This is a genomic window from Streptomyces sp. NPDC031365 (assembly GCF_055569765.1).
The window spans coordinates 103431-118517 of record NZ_JBVIIM010000017.1 but is presented as its reverse complement, the minus strand read 5'-3'; the positions used below and the strand labels follow the sequence as shown (position 1 = coordinate 118517).

At 70.1% G+C, this 15087-nt stretch carries 10 protein-coding genes and 1 pseudogene; 7 read left to right on the top strand and 4 right to left on the bottom strand.

Translation table 11 applies throughout. The annotated features are described in order from the left end of the window. Positions 1-148: 148 nt before the first annotated feature. Positions 149-1360 (bottom strand): trypsin-like serine peptidase, encoded by a 1212-nt coding sequence (locus ACZ5C2_RS24100; RefSeq protein WP_468794469.1) that lies wholly within the window; start codon positions 1358-1360, stop codon positions 149-151. Positions 1361-1490: 130 nt separating this feature from the next. Beyond that, positions 1491-2711, bottom strand: a complete 1221-nt coding sequence (locus ACZ5C2_RS24095; protein WP_468794467.1) for a trypsin-like serine peptidase — start codon at positions 2709-2711, stop codon at positions 1491-1493. 550 nt (positions 2712-3261) lie between these two features. Between ACZ5C2_RS24095 and ACZ5C2_RS24090 the strand changes: the two are divergent. Further along, positions 3262-4576 (top strand): annotated as a pseudogene (locus tag ACZ5C2_RS24090) (IucA/IucC family C-terminal-domain containing protein). 139 nt (positions 4577-4715) lie between these two features. Next, positions 4716-6728, top strand: a complete 2013-nt coding sequence (locus ACZ5C2_RS24085; protein ID WP_468794465.1) for an ATP-dependent DNA helicase — start codon at positions 4716-4718, stop codon at positions 6726-6728. A gap of 155 nt (positions 6729-6883) precedes the next feature. On the opposite strand, the gene lexA is transcribed toward ACZ5C2_RS24085, so the two are convergent. Next, positions 6884-7663 (bottom strand): transcriptional repressor LexA, encoded by a 780-nt coding sequence (gene lexA, locus ACZ5C2_RS24080; protein ID WP_468794463.1) that lies wholly within the window; start codon positions 7661-7663, stop codon positions 6884-6886. A 519-nt stretch (positions 7664-8182) separates the two neighbouring features. On the opposite strand from lexA, the gene nrdR reads away from it, so the two are divergent. Together nrdR and ACZ5C2_RS24070 are read left to right on the top strand one after the other, a co-directional pair. Next, positions 8183-8740: a transcriptional regulator NrdR gene (gene nrdR / locus ACZ5C2_RS24075; protein ID WP_468794461.1), complete on the top strand. Its 558-nt coding sequence runs from the start codon at positions 8183-8185 to the stop codon at positions 8738-8740. Between the two features lie 166 nt (positions 8741-8906). After that, the gene (locus tag ACZ5C2_RS24070; protein WP_468794459.1) at positions 8907-11801 is read left to right on the top strand and encodes a vitamin B12-dependent ribonucleotide reductase; all 2895 of its coding nucleotides are present in this window, start codon (positions 8907-8909) and stop codon (positions 11799-11801) included. Between the two features lie 121 nt (positions 11802-11922). Here ACZ5C2_RS24070 and ACZ5C2_RS24065 read toward each other — a convergent pair whose 3' ends face one another. Then, on the bottom strand, positions 11923-12456 hold the full coding sequence (locus ACZ5C2_RS24065; protein ID WP_468794457.1) for a TerD family protein: 534 nt from the start codon (positions 12454-12456) through the stop codon (positions 11923-11925). A gap of 156 nt (positions 12457-12612) precedes the next feature. On the opposite strand from ACZ5C2_RS24065, the gene ACZ5C2_RS24060 reads away from it, so the two are divergent. From ACZ5C2_RS24060 to ACZ5C2_RS24050, 3 genes are all read left to right on the top strand, one after another. After that, complete coding sequence (locus ACZ5C2_RS24060; protein ID WP_468794456.1) at positions 12613-13218, top strand: YdbC family protein; 606 nt, start codon at positions 12613-12615, stop codon at positions 13216-13218. 118 nt (positions 13219-13336) lie between these two features. Next, the gene (locus tag ACZ5C2_RS24055; RefSeq protein WP_468794454.1) at positions 13337-13996 is read left to right on the top strand and encodes a histidine phosphatase family protein; all 660 of its coding nucleotides are present in this window, start codon (positions 13337-13339) and stop codon (positions 13994-13996) included. Between the two features lie 28 nt (positions 13997-14024). After that, positions 14025-14933, top strand: coding sequence for an ADP-ribosylglycohydrolase family protein (locus ACZ5C2_RS24050; RefSeq protein WP_468794452.1), 909 nt, complete (start codon positions 14025-14027; stop codon positions 14931-14933). Positions 14934-15087: the final 154 nt, after the last annotated feature.

The following is a 15087-nucleotide window of genomic DNA, read 5'->3' as shown; positions in this document are numbered from 1 at the left end:
GGTCACCCTTCTCGGTGTGGGGGGGAAGGGGGAATGGGAGAAGGAACTCACTCCGGCTTTTCCCCCGCCGGCCGGTTACTCCCGCGAGGGAAAGAGCCGGGCCCCCCCCCCTGCTTCCAGCGGGGGGCGGGCCTTCGCTTCGCACGGATCACTGACCGCCGTAGGTCTTGCTCATGTTCTGGTAGAGCGCCTCGGCGTCCTCGCCCAGCTGCGGGCCCGCGAGCCAGGTGTTGTCGGTCGGGCCGATCGAGGTGTTGGAGACCAGTACCGTCTCGCCGTTCAGCACCCGGAACCAGCCGCCGCCGGACGAGCCGCCGGTCATGGTGCAGCCGATGCGGTACATCGCCGGCAGGCCGGAGCTGAGCGAGAACCGCCCCGGTGCGTCGAGGCACTTGAACATCTGCAGACCGTTGTAGGGCGGTGCGGCCGGATAGCCCCAGGCGCCCATGTTGCCCGCCTCCGCCGCGGCGGGGGCGGAGAAGTCCACGTCGAGCGCCGCGCCGACCGTCTCCTCCAGCGACTTGCTCCCCTGCTCCGGCTTCACGTGCAGCACGGCGTAGTCGTACGCCGCTCCGTCGCCGCCGCTTTGCGAACCGCCCTGGATCCAGCCGCCCGAGGTCGAGGCCCAGTCCGCCCACCAGTTGCCGTACGGGGCGATCTCGTGGGCGTTCGCGTTGCTCAGGTCCGCCTCGGACTTGCCGAGGTCGTTGTAGGCCGGGACGAAGACGAGGTTGCGGTACCAGCCGCCGTTGCCGCCGGCGTGCACACAGTGCCCGGCCGTCCAGACCAGGTTGGACCTGCCCGGATGGTTCACATCCTTGATGACCGTGCCCGAACAGACGGCCGGGCCCTCAGGGGAGTCGAAGAACACCTTGCCGACCGGAGCCGCGTTGTCGTGGTACGGCGTCTTCTCGGGCTCCGCCCGTACCGGGGCGGGCTCCGGATCACTGGTGCCCTGGGCCGCCGAGGCGTCCTTCGTCGTGACGGTCTTGTCGGCCTCCTCGGCGGAGCGCATCCGCTCGGGCTCCCACAGGCCCTCGATCACCGGGTTGACGAAGTCCTGCGCCTCGCTGAGCCACTTGTCCCTGTCCCAGTCCTTCCAGCCGCCGTCCTTCCACTGGTCGACGTCGATCCCGTGTTCCTTGAGCCTGTCCGTGATGTCGGACGGGATCTGGGACTTGCCGCCATCGCTGTCGACGGCCCCCGAAGTGGTGGCGTCGGGCTTGTCGCTCGCGTCGTTCTTCCCGGAGCCGCCGCACGCGGTCGCGGTGAGCGCAAGGGCGGCGACCAGCCCGGTGGCGGCGAGAACGGTGCGACGACGTCCTCGCCCGCGTGGTGCGGACGTATGTGTGGAACGCATGGTGCAAGACCCCCGGTGTGACGAATGTGTGTCGTGCCGCGTCTGCCTGTTCCGCCCTGGGCGGGGCGCGGGGCGCCGCCGCCCGGCCCGGCCCCGTGTGCGCGGCGGCACGCGGGGCCGGGCCGGCATGTCACTGGCCGGCGAACTTCTTGCTGACCGCGTCGTACACGCCCTTGGCCTCGTCACCGAGGCGCGGGCCGGCCAGCCAGCCCGACGTCACCGGGCCGATGGAGGTGTTGGACACCAGCGCGGGCTTCCCGTCCGAACCCGTCGTGACCCAGCCGCCACCGGACGAACCGGCGGTCATGCTGCACCCGATGCGGTACATCGTCGGGTCGTTCGCGCTGATCGACAGCCGGCCGGGCTTGTCCGCGCAGCGGTACAGCGTCTGGCCGTCGTACGGCGGGGCGGCCGGGTAACCGATCGCCGTCATCTCCTTCATCTCGGCGACCGTGGGAGCCTTGAAGTCGACCGGCAGCGCCGAACCGACCGTCTCCTCCAGCGACTTGCCGTCGCCGCCCTTCTCCGGCGTCACATGGATGACCGCGAAGTCGTACGAGGCGCCGTCACCGCCCGTGGCGCCGCCCTGCTCGATCCACTGGTCCGAGGTCTGCGCCCAGTCCCCCCACCAGAGACCGTACGGGGCGACCTCCTTCTCCGTGGCGCCCTCGAGTTCCTCCGCCGACCTGCCCGAGTCGTTGTACGAGGGCACGAACGCGATGTTGCGGTACCAGCCGCCCTTCTTGCCGGCGTGCACACAGTGGCCCGCCGTCCACACCATGTTGGACTTGCCCGGGTTGGCCGGGTCCTGCACCACCGTCGCCGAGCAGACCATCGTGCCCTTGGGGGAGTCGAAGAAGACCTTCCCGGCCGTGGGGGCGTTGGCGTGGTATGTCGGCGCGATGGCCTCCGCCCGCACCGGCTGCGGCGTGGGGTCGGTCACGCCCTGGTCGCCGGAGATGTCGCTCTCGTCGACCCCCTGGTCCGGCTCCTCGGCGTCCCGCATGCGGTCCGGGTCCCACAGGTCCTCGATGATGGGGTTGACGTAGTCCTGGGCCTCACGCAGCCAGTCGTCCTTGTCCCAGTTCTTCCAGGCGCCGTCCCGCCACTTGTCGATGTCGATCCCGTGCTCCTTGAGCCGGTCCCTGATGTCGTCCGGGATCTTGAGCTTGCCGTCGTCGGCGGCGGCGGTCGCGGAGGGGTCGGCGCTCGCGTCGGTGTCACCCGAGTCGCAGGCCGTGGCGGTGAGGGCGAGCACCGAGGCGAGCGCGACGGAGGCCAGAACGGGGGATGTTCTGCGCCGCGCCCTCCCCTCTCGACGAGTGGTGGACGACGGCCGTATGGATCGCATGATCTGACTCCCCCTGGAATGAACGAACGTGGCGCTGCGGCCGTCTTCACACCCGGACCCACGCGGAGTTCACGGTTGCTCCCACGGCCTTCGGGAACGGCACCACACACTATGCGCTCGCTGTGGGGGACGTCCGACGGAACGGCAACGGTTCGGCTACAAGCCGCCTGACCTGGTCGGTCGTCCCGAGATCTGCCGGTTTGAGGCTTGAAGGGCCGCAGAGTGGCCGGCCCACGCCGTCAAGGAGCCCGGATCGGCCCGTAACCCGGTGGGCGGCCCGGGGTTGGTAGCGGTGGGGGGTCCGCTGTCCGCGCGCGGCATCTCCTGCCCATGGCCTGGCAGTTGCGCGCGGGGGGAGGACGAGGCCGGTGGCGGAACCACGCACGAGCTCCCGACGATCCTGCGCGACGTGCTCGCCGGGACGGCCACTCCCCACCCCGACGGCCGCTGTGTTCGGACCCGCTGACGCCCCCGCCCCGTCACCACCCGGACCACTCCACGAGGACCCGCCTTGCACACGACCCCCGCGCAGGCCGACCGCACGAGCTCTGTGCTTCCGCGCCAGGAGAGGAAGCCCTCCGGCACCGACTGGCTCCGGGGCGCCGGTGCCTGCCCCTGGGAGCATCCCGATCCGCGCCGGGCGGCCCAGGCGGCGGCCGTCGAGAACCTTCTGTGCTGCTGGGCACGTGAAACCGGCCTGCCGGTGCCGGACAGCGCCACCCTGGACATCCCCCTGCCGGCCAGTGGCACGGCGCTGTTCGTGCCCGTGCTGTACTGGTCCCCGACGGGCCGGCACCGTTTCGGAGCCCCCCGCCTGGCCGACGCCCCGGAGACGGCCCCGCCGGTCGATGCCGTTGTGCTGGCCGCGCTGCTCCGCAGAGAGCACACCGGCAGGCCGGACTCGTCGCTCCCGCCGCCCGACGACGGCACGGGCCTCGTCGAGCGCGTCGCCGACTCCCTCCGGTGCGTTACCGCCTTCGTCACCGAACTGAGGCAGAACCCGGACGTCCACCCCGACCTCTTCCTCGCCGCCGAACAGGCACTCGTCCTCGGCCATCGGCTGCACCCAACCCCGAAGAGCCGCGGGCAACTGCGCCAGGTACGCCACCGTCCCCGGACCGCCGCGCTGCTTTGCGCCGGACTGCTCCGCGACCTCGGCAGCCACGGCCCACCGTGGCACCCCACGTCCTCCGTACGGACCGTCCACCGCGCCGGTGCCCCGGCCATGCTCACGGGCCGGCGGCGCCATGAGATCCCGGCTGGCGGAGATCGTCACCCGTCTGGCCACCCGGACGGGACGGCCGTCCGGGGCCGTCGCCGCCGAGTGGTTCCTGCGCTATCCGGAACAGGTGGTACGCCCCGTGCTCCGGCTGGACGGAGCGGCCGGCATCACCCTGGAAGCGCATCAGCAGAACACCCCGGTCCTGCTGGACGCCGACGGCCGCCCCGTGGGCGGCCGTTACCGGGACAACCAGGGCTAGGGCTTCCGCGACTCCCGCCGTACGGAACCCGACGCCCGGCTGCCCGGCATCGGCGAGCACAGTGACACCCTCGTCCCCGACGAGGTCGCCGACGAACGCTTCGCCTCCTACCTGGGCATCAACAACGTTCTTGGACTCATCGGCGCCATCGGCTCCCAGCGCCTCGCCGACGAACGGCTGCTGCTCGCCGCCTTCCGCCGATTCCTCACCGAGGTCTGCGCCGGACCGGCCCGGACACGCGGCACGTTGCCCCCACTCCTGCTGGACTCACCCGTCCTGCGCTGCAAGGCCAATCTGCTGACCCGACTGCACGGCCCCGACGAACTCGTCGGCCCGGTCGACACCCACTCATCGTCCGGGACCGTGCTGCGCCATCTGCCGTAGTGCTCCGTCACCGCTCGCATCCGTACGCCCTCCGCTCCACCGACCTCTTCCCCTACCGAGGAGACTGCGTTTTGATCACATCCCCAGCGCTCGCCGTGATCGCACGAATGTCAGTGCCGGGTCGTAGGGTGGTCGCGCTATGACGAAGCCCTCACTCCCCGAACTCCTGCACGCAGCCGTCGCCGCCGTCGGCGGCACGGAGCGCCCCGGCCAGGTGACCATGGCCGAAGCCGTCGCCGAGGCGATCGACGACGGTGCCCATCTGCTGGTCCAGGCGGGCACCGGCACCGGTAAGTCGCTGGGCTATCTGGTGCCCGCCCTCGCGCAGGGGGAGAGGGTGGTGGTGGCGACGGCCACCCTGGCCCTGCAGCGCCAGCTGGTGGAGCGGGACCTGCCGCGCACGGTGGAGTCGCTGCATCCGCTGCTGCGCCGCCGTCCGGAGTTCGCGATGCTCAAGGGCCGTTCGAATTATCTGTGCCTGCACCGGCTCCACGAGGGTGTGCCGCAGGACGAGGAAGAAGGGCTCTTCGACCAGTTCGAGGCGGCCGCCCCCACCAGCAAGCTGGGCCAGGACCTGCTGCGACTGCGTGACTGGTCGGACGGGACGGAGACCGGGGACCGGGACGACCTGACACCGGGCGTGTCCGACCGGGCCTGGTCCCAGGTGTCGGTGTCGTCGCGGGAGTGCCTGGGCGCCACGAAGTGCGCCTACGGCGCCGAGTGTTTCGCCGAGACCGCCCGCGAGCGCGCCAAGCTGGCCGAGGTGGTCGTCACCAACCACGCCCTGCTGGCCATCGACGCCATCGAGGGCGCCCCGGTGCTCCCGCAGCACGAGGTGCTGATCGTCGACGAGGCCCATGAGCTGGTCTCGCGGGTCACCGGAGTCGCCACCGGGGAGCTCACCCCCGGGCAGGTCAACCGCGCGGTCCGGCGCGCGGCGAAGCTGGTCAACGAGAAGGCCGCGGACCAGCTCCAGACCGCCTCCGAAGGGTTCGAACGGCTGATGGAGCTGGCTCTACCGGGCCGGCTGGAAGAGATCCCGGAGGACCTCGGCTACGCGCTCATGGCGCTGCGCGACGCGTGCAGGACCGTCATCTCCGCCATCGGCAGCACCCGCGACAAGTCCGTCCAGGACGAGGACGCGGTCCGCAAACAGGCGCTTGCGTCCGTGGAGAGCGTGCACGACGTCGCGGAGCGGATCACGAACGGCTCCGAATGGGACGTCGTCTGGTACGAGCGCCATGACCGCTTCGGGGCATCCCTGCGTGTCGCCCCCATGTCCGTCTCGGGTCTGCTGCGCGAGAAGCTCTTCACCGACCGCTCCGTCGTCCTGACCTCCGCGACGCTGAAGCTGGGCGGCGACTTCAACGGCGTGGGGGCATCACTGGGGCTCGCCGCCGAGGGGATCGAGGGCGAGGACCTCCCGCGGTGGAAGGGCGTGGACGTCGGTTCGCCGTTCGACTACCCCAGGCAGGGCATCCTGTACGTCGCGAAGCATCTGGCACGCCCGGCCCGTGACGGTGACCGCGCGGACATGCTGGACGAGCTCACCGAGCTGATCCAGGCGGCGGGCGGTCGCACCCTGGGGCTGTTCTCCTCGATGCGGGCCGCCCAGCTCGCCGCCGAGGAGCTGCGCTCCCGCATTCCGGAGTTCCCGATCCTCCTCCAGGGCGAGGAGACGCTCGGCGAACTGATCAAGAACTTCGCGGCCGACCCGAAGACCTGCCTCTTCGGCACGCTGTCGCTCTGGCAGGGCGTCGACGTACCGGGTCCGAGCTGCCAGCTGGTGGTCATGGACAAGATCCCCTTCCCGCGTCCGGACGACCCCCTGATGAGCGCCCGCCAGAAGGCTGTGGAGGAGGCGGGTGGCAACGGCTTCATGGCGGTCGCCGCCACACATGCCGCGCTGCTCATGGCGCAGGGCGCCGGCCGTCTCGTACGCGCGTCGGGGGACCGGGGTGTGGTGGCCGTACTGGACCAGCGGCTGGCCACCGCCCGGTACGGGAGCTACTTGAAGGCTTCGCTGCCCGACTTCTGGTACACCACGGACCGCGACCAGGTCCGGAAGTCGCTGGCCGCCATCGACGCGGTGGCCGTCCGGTCGGAGACGGAGGCGGAAGCGCGGGCGCAGGAGGAGACCGACGCGGAGTGATCTCGGATGGCGTGCCGCGTCATGGCGGCACGCCCCATCCCTCCCGCAGTACCGGACGGCGGGTCCTCGGACAGCACAGGACCCCGGAACCGGCGCAGGGGTCCCGGGGCCCGGTCTGGGGCGAGGCGGCGGTCGAGGCCGGCCCCGCGCTGTGCTCAGACGCGGCGCAGGACGGCCACCACCTTGCCCAGAATGGTCGCGTCGTCGCCGGGGATCGGCTCGTAGGCCGAGTTGTGCGGAAGCAGCCACACGTGGCCGTCCTCGCGCTTGAAGCGCTTGACGGTCGCCTCACCGTCGAGCATCGCCGCCACGATGTCACCGTTCTCCGCGACAGGCTGGCGGCGGACCGTGACCCAGTCCCCGTCACAGATCGCGGCTTCGATCATGGAGTCGCCCACGACCTTCAACACGAACAGCTCACCGTCGCCGACCAGCTGCCGGGGCAGCGGGAAGACGTCCTCGACGGACTCCTCGGCGAGGATCGGGCCACCGGCGGCGATACGGCCGACCAGCGGGACGTAGGACGCGGCCGGCTTGCCCGCGGTGTCCGTGGGCTGCACGGAGGCGGCCTGGTCGGAGCCGCGCACCTCGTACGCCCGCGGGCGGTGCGGGTCGCGGCGCAGGAAGCCCTTGCGCTCGAGCGCCATCAGCTGATGTGCGACCGAGGAGGTGCTGGAGAGGCCCACCGCCTGGCCGATCTCGCGCATCGACGGCGGGTAGCCCCGTCGCTGCACCGAGTCCCTGATGACCTCGATCACCCGCCGCTGGCGGTCGGTGAGTCCGGAGCTGTCCGCCCGGATCCCGGGAGGTCGGCCCGGCAGGGAGCGCTTGGGCCCCTCCGGGGTCGTGGCTCCGTTCATCGCGTGTACCGGCTCGGGCCGGCCCTGGGAGCGGTCCTGGGCAGTGATGGCGGCACTGTCTGCGGTGGTGGTCACGTCGGCCCCTCTCGATGGTCTCCCTGCAGCACAACGGTAGTTGCTTTCGAAAGGTTGCGCCAAACACACGTTCGAGTGAAAAATCGCGAATTGCGGTACGCAATCTCTCGTCGAGGTGTATTGGTCGCCACGCTTCCGGCCGGACAAACGGGCCAATCGTTGTATTCTTCACCGCCGAGGCGATGACCTCCCGGATTGTCGGCCCCAGTCTGCCATCGGGTGTCCCGCCGCGCGGGGAGCGGCCCCCGCTCTCTCTGTGAGTCGCGCGCCTCCTCCTCCCCGAGGGCGCCCCCTCTCCCCATGGTGCGGTGCCCGGTCCGGGTGCGTGCGCGACACGCGTGCAGAGCATGGGTGTATGAGCCAATCCCCACATCTAGTGGTTGGATTGCGGCAGCAGCCCAGAAGTTGTGGTCCCCCGGGTCTCCGCGCCCTCCGCGATCGCCTATGCTGGTGCTGCTTCGTGAGGCCCGTGAGGCCCAGCGAGGTCATTGAGTCTGCTGTGAGGAGGGTTGGAAGTTCATGCACTGCCCCTTCTGCAGGCACTCCGACAGTCGTGTCGTCGACAGCCGTACGACCGACGACGGCACGTCGATCCGCAGGCGCCGCCAGTGTCCGGACTGCTCCCGTCGTTTCACGACCGTGGAGACGTGTTCGCTCATGGTGGTCAAGCGGTCCGGGGTCACCGAGCCGTTCAGTCGCACCAAGGTCATCAACGGTGTGCGCAAGGCCTGTCAGGGGCGGCCGGTCACCGAGGACGCCCTCGCCCAGCTCGGCCAGCGGGTCGAGGAGGCGGTGCGGGCCACCGGGAGCGCCGAGCTGACCACCCACGACGTGGGGCTGGCCATACTCGGACCCTTGCAGGAACTCGACCTCGTCGCCTATCTGCGGTTCGCGTCCGTCTATCGGGCGTTCGACTCGCTCGAGGACTTCGAGGGAGCGATCGCGGAACTCCGGCGGGCGGAGCGGCCCGCCGCCGGCGACGGGGGTGGCGGCGGAGCCGTCCCCGAGGGCCAGGAAGACGACAGCGGGTCCGGAGGGACTGCCCAGGTCCCCGAACCCACTCCCGCCGACGGCTGACCGGCCGGGCCGGCCCGGACGCCGGGCGCGGGACCCGGGCCGGGCGGCGGCGATGAGAAGACCAGGTGCGGGCAGGCGAGTGGCTGCCCGCAGCACCAGACAGAACACCGTGCCACGGGAACAATCGGGGCACTTCAGGGCGTTTTTGCCCGTACAGGGAGGCGGCATGACAGAGACGGCGAGCGGTCCGGCACGGAGTTCCCGAGCCAAGAGCAACAAGGCCGGCAAGGGATTGCGTGTCGAGCGCATCCACACCACCCCGGGAGTCCACCCTTACGACGAGGTGGCCTGGGAGCGCCGTGACGTCGTCATGACCAACTGGCGCGACGGCTCGGTCAACTTCGAGCAGCGCGGCGTGGAGTTCCCCGACTTCTGGTCGGTGAACGCGGTCAACATCGTCACCAGCAAGTACTTCCGCGGTGCTGTGGGCACCCCGCAGCGTGAGACCGGCCTCAGGCAGCTGATCGACCGCATCGTGAAGACGTACCGGAAGGCCGGTGAGGACCACAGGTACTTCGCCTCGCCCGCCGACGCCGAGATCTTCGAGCACGAACTGGCGTACGCCCTCCTGCACCAGATCTTCAGCTTCAACAGCCCCGTGTGGTTCAACGTGGGCACGCCTCAGCCCCAGCAGGTCTCCGCCTGCTTCATCCTGTCCGTCGACGACTCCATGGAGTCGATCCTCGACTGGTACAAGGAAGAAGGCATGATCTTCAAGGGCGGCTCCGGCGCCGGCCTGAACCTCTCCCGGATCCGCTCCTCCAAGGAACTGCTCTCCTCCGGCGGCAACGCCTCCGGCCCGGTCTCCTTCATGCGCGGAGCCGACGCCTCCGCCGGAACGATCAAGTCCGGTGGTGCCACCCGCCGCGCGGCCAAGATGGTCGTCCTCGATGTGGACCACCCGGACATCGAGGGCTTCATCGAGACCAAGGTCAAGGAAGAGGAGAAGATCCGCGTCCTGCGCGACGCGGGCTACGACATGGACCTGGGCGGCGACGACATCGCCTCCGTCCAGTACCAGAACGCCAACAACTCGGTCCGCGTCAACGACGAGTTCATGCAGGCGGTCGAGGAGGGCGGCACGTTCGGGCTGCGCGCCCGGATGACCGGCGAGGTCATCGAGGAGGTCGACGCCAAGGGGCTCTTCCGCAAGATCGCAGAGGCCGCGTGGGCCTGCGCCGACCCGGGTATCCAGTACGACGGGGTCATCAACAACTGGCACACCTGCCCCGAGTCCGGCCGGATCACCGCGTCGAACCCGTGCAGCGAGTACATGCACCTGGACAACACGTCCTGCAACCTGGCCTCTCTGAACCTGATGAAGTTCCTCAAGGACGACGGTCTGGGCCACCAGTCCTTCGAGGCCGAGCGCTTCCAGAAGGTCGTCGAGCTGGTCATCACCGCGATGGACATCTCGATCTGCTTCGCGGACTTCCCGACCCAGAAGATCGGCGAGAACACCCGCGCGTTCCGCCAGCTCGGCATCGGCTACGCCAACCTCGGCGCCCTGCTGATGGCGACCGGCCACGCCTACGACTCCGACGGCGGCCGCTCCCTCGCCGGCGCCATCACCTCCCTGATGACCGGTACGGCGTACCGGCGCTCCGCCGAACTCGCCGCGATCGTCGGCCCGTACGACGGTTACGCCCGCAACGCCGACGCCCACAAGCGCGTCATGAAGCAGCACGCCGACGCCAACGGCACGGCCGTGCGCATGGACGACCTGGACACCCCGGTGTGGGCCGCCGCCACCGAAGCCTGGCAGGACGTGATCCGCGTCGGCGAGAAGAACGGCTTCCGCAACGCCCAGGCGTCCGTGCTCGCCCCGACCGGCACCATCGGTCTGGCGATGTCCTGCGACACCACCGGTGTCGAGCCCGACCTGGCGCTGGTGAAGTTCAAGAAGCTCGTCGGCGGCGGTTCGATGCAGATCGTCAACGGCACCGTCCCGCAGGCCCTGCGCCGCCTGGGCTACCAGGAGGAGCAGATCGAGGCGGTCGTCGCCCACATCGCCGACAACGGCAACGTGATCGACGCCCCCGGTCTGAAGCCGGAGCACTACGAGGTGTTCGACTGCGCCATGGGCGAGCGCGCCATCTCCCCGATGGGCCACGTCCGCATGATGGCCGCCATCCAGCCCTGGATCTCCGGCGCCATCTCCAAGACGGTCAACATGCCGGAGACGGCGACCGTCGAGGAGGTCGAGGAGATCTACTTCGAGGCCTGGAAGCTCGGCGTCAAGGCGCTCGCGATCTACCGGGACAACTGCAAGGTCGGCCAGCCGCTCTCCGCGAAGACCAAGGACAAGGAGAAGGCCGAGGTCACCGAGAAGGCCGAGGAGACGATCCGGGCCGCGGTCGAGAAGGTGGTCGAGTACCGCCCGGTCCGCAAGCGCCTCCCGAAGGGCCGCCCCGGCATCACCACCTCCTTCACCGTCGGCGGCGCCGAGGGCTACATGACCGCCAATTCCTACCCGGACGACGGTCTCGGCGAGGTCTTCCTGAAGATGTCCAAGCAGGGCTCCACCCTCGCGGGCATGATGGACGCCTTCTCGATCGCCGTCTCGGTGGGTCTCCAGTACGGCGTGCCGCTGGAGACGTACGTCTCGAAGTTCACCAATATGCGCTTCGAGCCGGCCGGTATGACGGATGACCCGGACGTGCGGATGGCGCAGTCGATCGTCGACTACATCTTCCGCCGCCTGGCGCTGGACTTCCTGCCCTTCGAGACGCGCTCCGCGCTCGGCATCCACTCCGCCGAGGAGCGTCAGCGGCACCTGGAGACCGGCTCGTACGAGCCGTCCGACGACGAACTCGACGTCGAGGGCCTGGCCCAGTCGGCGCCGCGGGCCCAGGAACTGAAGGCGGTCGCCGCACCGAAGGCCGAGGCCGAAGCGGTCCAGCCCGCCCCGAAGGAGGCGCACACCAGCGCGGAGCTGGTCGAGATGCAGCTGGGCATCCAGGCGGACGCCCCGCTGTGCTTCTCCTGCGGTACGAAGATGCAGCGCGCCGGTTCCTGCTACATCTGCGAGGGCTGCGGCTCCACGAGCGGCTGCAGCTGACGCGTCCGGGCGCTGCCCGGACGCGGGTGAACGCCGAGGGCGGTGGTACCGGGGTTCCGGTACCACCGCCCTCGGCGTTGTGCCGTGCTGCCGCTGCCCGCCGCGCCCGGCTTCCGCCGTGTCACGCCCGGCGTGAGGCACCCATCACGCGGGAAAAGGTCGCCGGGTCACCCTCGAAACCCCGGACACCGGGGTGGAAATCCCATGGGCCCGCCCCTTCCCGGACGAACTCCGCGACCGTCGCCGCCGTGGCCCCGAGGACGCCTCCGAAGTCGTCCTCGGCCAGGACGGTGTACCCCTCGCGGATGCGCAGACCCGGGTTGCCCACACCGGAGAACGTCCGCCGCGTGTGGTGCTGCTGTATGACGACCCCGACCACGACGCGCGCGTACCGCTCGTCGAGCCGGTCCAGTTCCAGCGTCATGACCTCGTCGTAGCCGAAGCCCAGTCCGTCCTTGCTGTCCCGGTTGAGCAGGATGGTGCCGTCGGGGGAGCGACTGTCGAAGTGCACCACATAGGCGGGATCACCGTGCGGGTCGCTCGCCGGATAGGGCGCGGCGACGAGATCCAGGTCGGTGGAGGGCTCACCCGATGGACTCGGGTCCCACTTCAGCGCGATCTCGACCTTGCGGAAGCCCTTGTTGAGACCGTTCACCAGTCTTCCCTTCCTCGTGACCGTCCGGTCCGCTCGCCTCAAGTGCCGGACGTTCGTGGCAGGTTGTCCATCCTGCCACGCGTACGGTGACGGATGCCGTGAAGCAGTCGGCCCGAGGGTGACCGGCGTCACGCTCCCTGGCCTTACGATGGCGCGGTGCTGGTCAAGTGGATTCGCTGCACCGTGGTGGACCGCCGCGGGTTCGAGCGGGGGCAGCGGAAGTGGGCGGGGCTTCTGGGGGAGCCGGGGTTTCGCGGGCAGGGCGGGGGGTGGAGCCGGGGGCGGTCGGACGTGGCGCACGTCTTCTCCTTCTGGGAGAGCCGTGCCTTCTACGACTCCTTCATGGCGCGCTCCCACGACCGGCTCGCCTCGACCCAGTCGGGGACCTTCAAGGACGCCCAGGTCAGACTCTTCGACCACCGTTTCGACGTGAAGACCGGGTTCGAGCCGCGCTTCACCGACGCGGACCTGCTCAGGGTGGCGCTGTGCCGGACCCACCAGGAGCGGGCGGAGCACTTCGTTCTGATGCAGGAGAAGGTCTGGAATCCGGCGATGGCCGGCTCGCCCGGCATGGTCCGGGGGCTGTTCGGCGAGGCGCCCGGGAACGAGTTCCTGGTGCTGTCGATGTGGCGCTCGGCCGCCGAGCACGGCAAGTACCGCACCGAGCGGGTGGAGAGACTGGCTCTGCGGGCGCAGACGGAGGCCGACATCGCGGCCCTCGCGGGGGACGTCGTGGACATGGAGGCGACCTGGACGGTGTGAGTTCCGGGCGCGGAAGAGGGCGCTTCTGTGCGGTCCCCGGCGCGGGACCTGTGTGATGTACGCCGTATGGGGCCCGCACGATTGCCCGTCGGACCGTCACCCGATCTAGGGTCTTGGCATGGCACGACCACGGCGCATCGTCCTTGTCCGGCACGGCGAATCAACGGGCAATGTTGACGACTCCGTTTACGAGCGCGAACCCGACCACGCCCTGGCTCTGACCGAGCGGGGCAGACGGCAGGCGGAGGAGACGGGGGAGCGGCTGCGGAAACTGTTCGGCCACGAGCGCGTCAGCGTCTACGTCTCCCCGTACCGCCGGACGCACCAGACGCTGAGCGCCTTTGGAATCGACCCGGGGCTGATACGTGTCCGTGAGGAGCCGAGACTGCGCGAGCAGGACTGGGGCAACTGGCAGGACCGTGAGGACGTACGTCTGCAGAAGGCGTACCGGGACGCCTACGGGCACTTCTTCTACCGCTTCGCCCAGGGGGAATCGGGGGCCGACGTCTACGACCGGGTCGGCGGCTTCCTGGAGAGCCTGTTCCGCAGCTTCGAGGCCCCCGATCATCCGCCGAACGTCCTCATCGTCACCCACGGCCTGGCCATGCGGCTGTTCTGCATGCGGTGGTTCCACTGGACGGTGGCGGAGTTCGAGTCGCTGTCGAACCCGGGGAACGCCGCGATGCGGATGCTCGTTCTGGGGGAGAACGGCAAGTACACCCTCGACCGGCCCTTCGAACGCTGGCGCGAACCGGAACCGTACGGGATCACCGGATAGACGGGGGCACGGATAGAGTGGCAGGGCGATGACCGCTGATTCCTCTCCCGCCGGGCGCCTGGAGCGCGCCCTGGCCTCCCTGCGCGGACTTTCGGTGGGTGACGCGCTCGGCTCCCAGTTCTTCGTGCCGGTGAACTACCCGCTGCTCAAACGCCGAGAGCTGCCCCCGGGTCCCTGGCAGTGGACCGATGACACGGAGATGGCGTGTTCCGTCGTCGCCGTCGTCGCCGCGCACCACCGGATCGACCAGGACGCCCTCGCCCAGTCCTTCGCCGGGCACCACGACTTCGACCGGGGATACGGCCCCGCGGTCAACCGGCTGCTGCGGCTGGTCCGGGAGGGTGGGGACTGGCGTGAGCTCGCCGCCGGTCTCTTCAACGGGCAGGGGTCGTGGGGCAACGGCGCCGCCATGCGGATCGCACCGCTGGGCGCCTGGTACGCGGACGACCCGGAGCAGGCCACCCACCAGGCCGAGATCTCCGCCTACCCCACTCATCAGCATCGTGAGGCCGTGGTCGGCGCCATGGCGGTTGCCGCGGCCGCCGCCCTTGCCGCCGCCCCCGGTGGGCCGCCCGGCGCGGGGGCCCTCATCGAGGGGGTGATCGAGCTGGTGCCCGCGAGGAGCGCGGTCGGCGCGGGACTGCGGCGGGCCCGCGACATGCTCGACTACGGTGACGCCGCGACCGTCGCGGCCGTGCTCGGCTGCGGGCGGCGTACGACGGCACATGACACCGTGCCCTTCGCGCTCTGGTCGGCCGCCCGGTCCCTGGGCGATTACGAGCGGGCCTTCTGGACGACCGCGCAGGTGGGCGGAGACGTCGACACGACCTGTGCGATCGTCGGCGGGGTGATCGCCGCAGGGAAGGCCGGGGCGGTCCCCGCCGAGTGGGCCGACCGGGTCGAACCACTGCCGGACTGGGTGCCGACTTCGGTCTGAGACCCCGGGTTCGGAACTCTCTGTAGACCTCGGGAACTCTCCGTGACCGGCCGCTCGTTGTCGGGACATCCGCGGTGTGGGGCATGAGGCCCGACACCCGCGGGTGGCCGGGCGGGGCGCCGTCGCGTCGGGGAGGGGGCGGCTGTGGTGATCA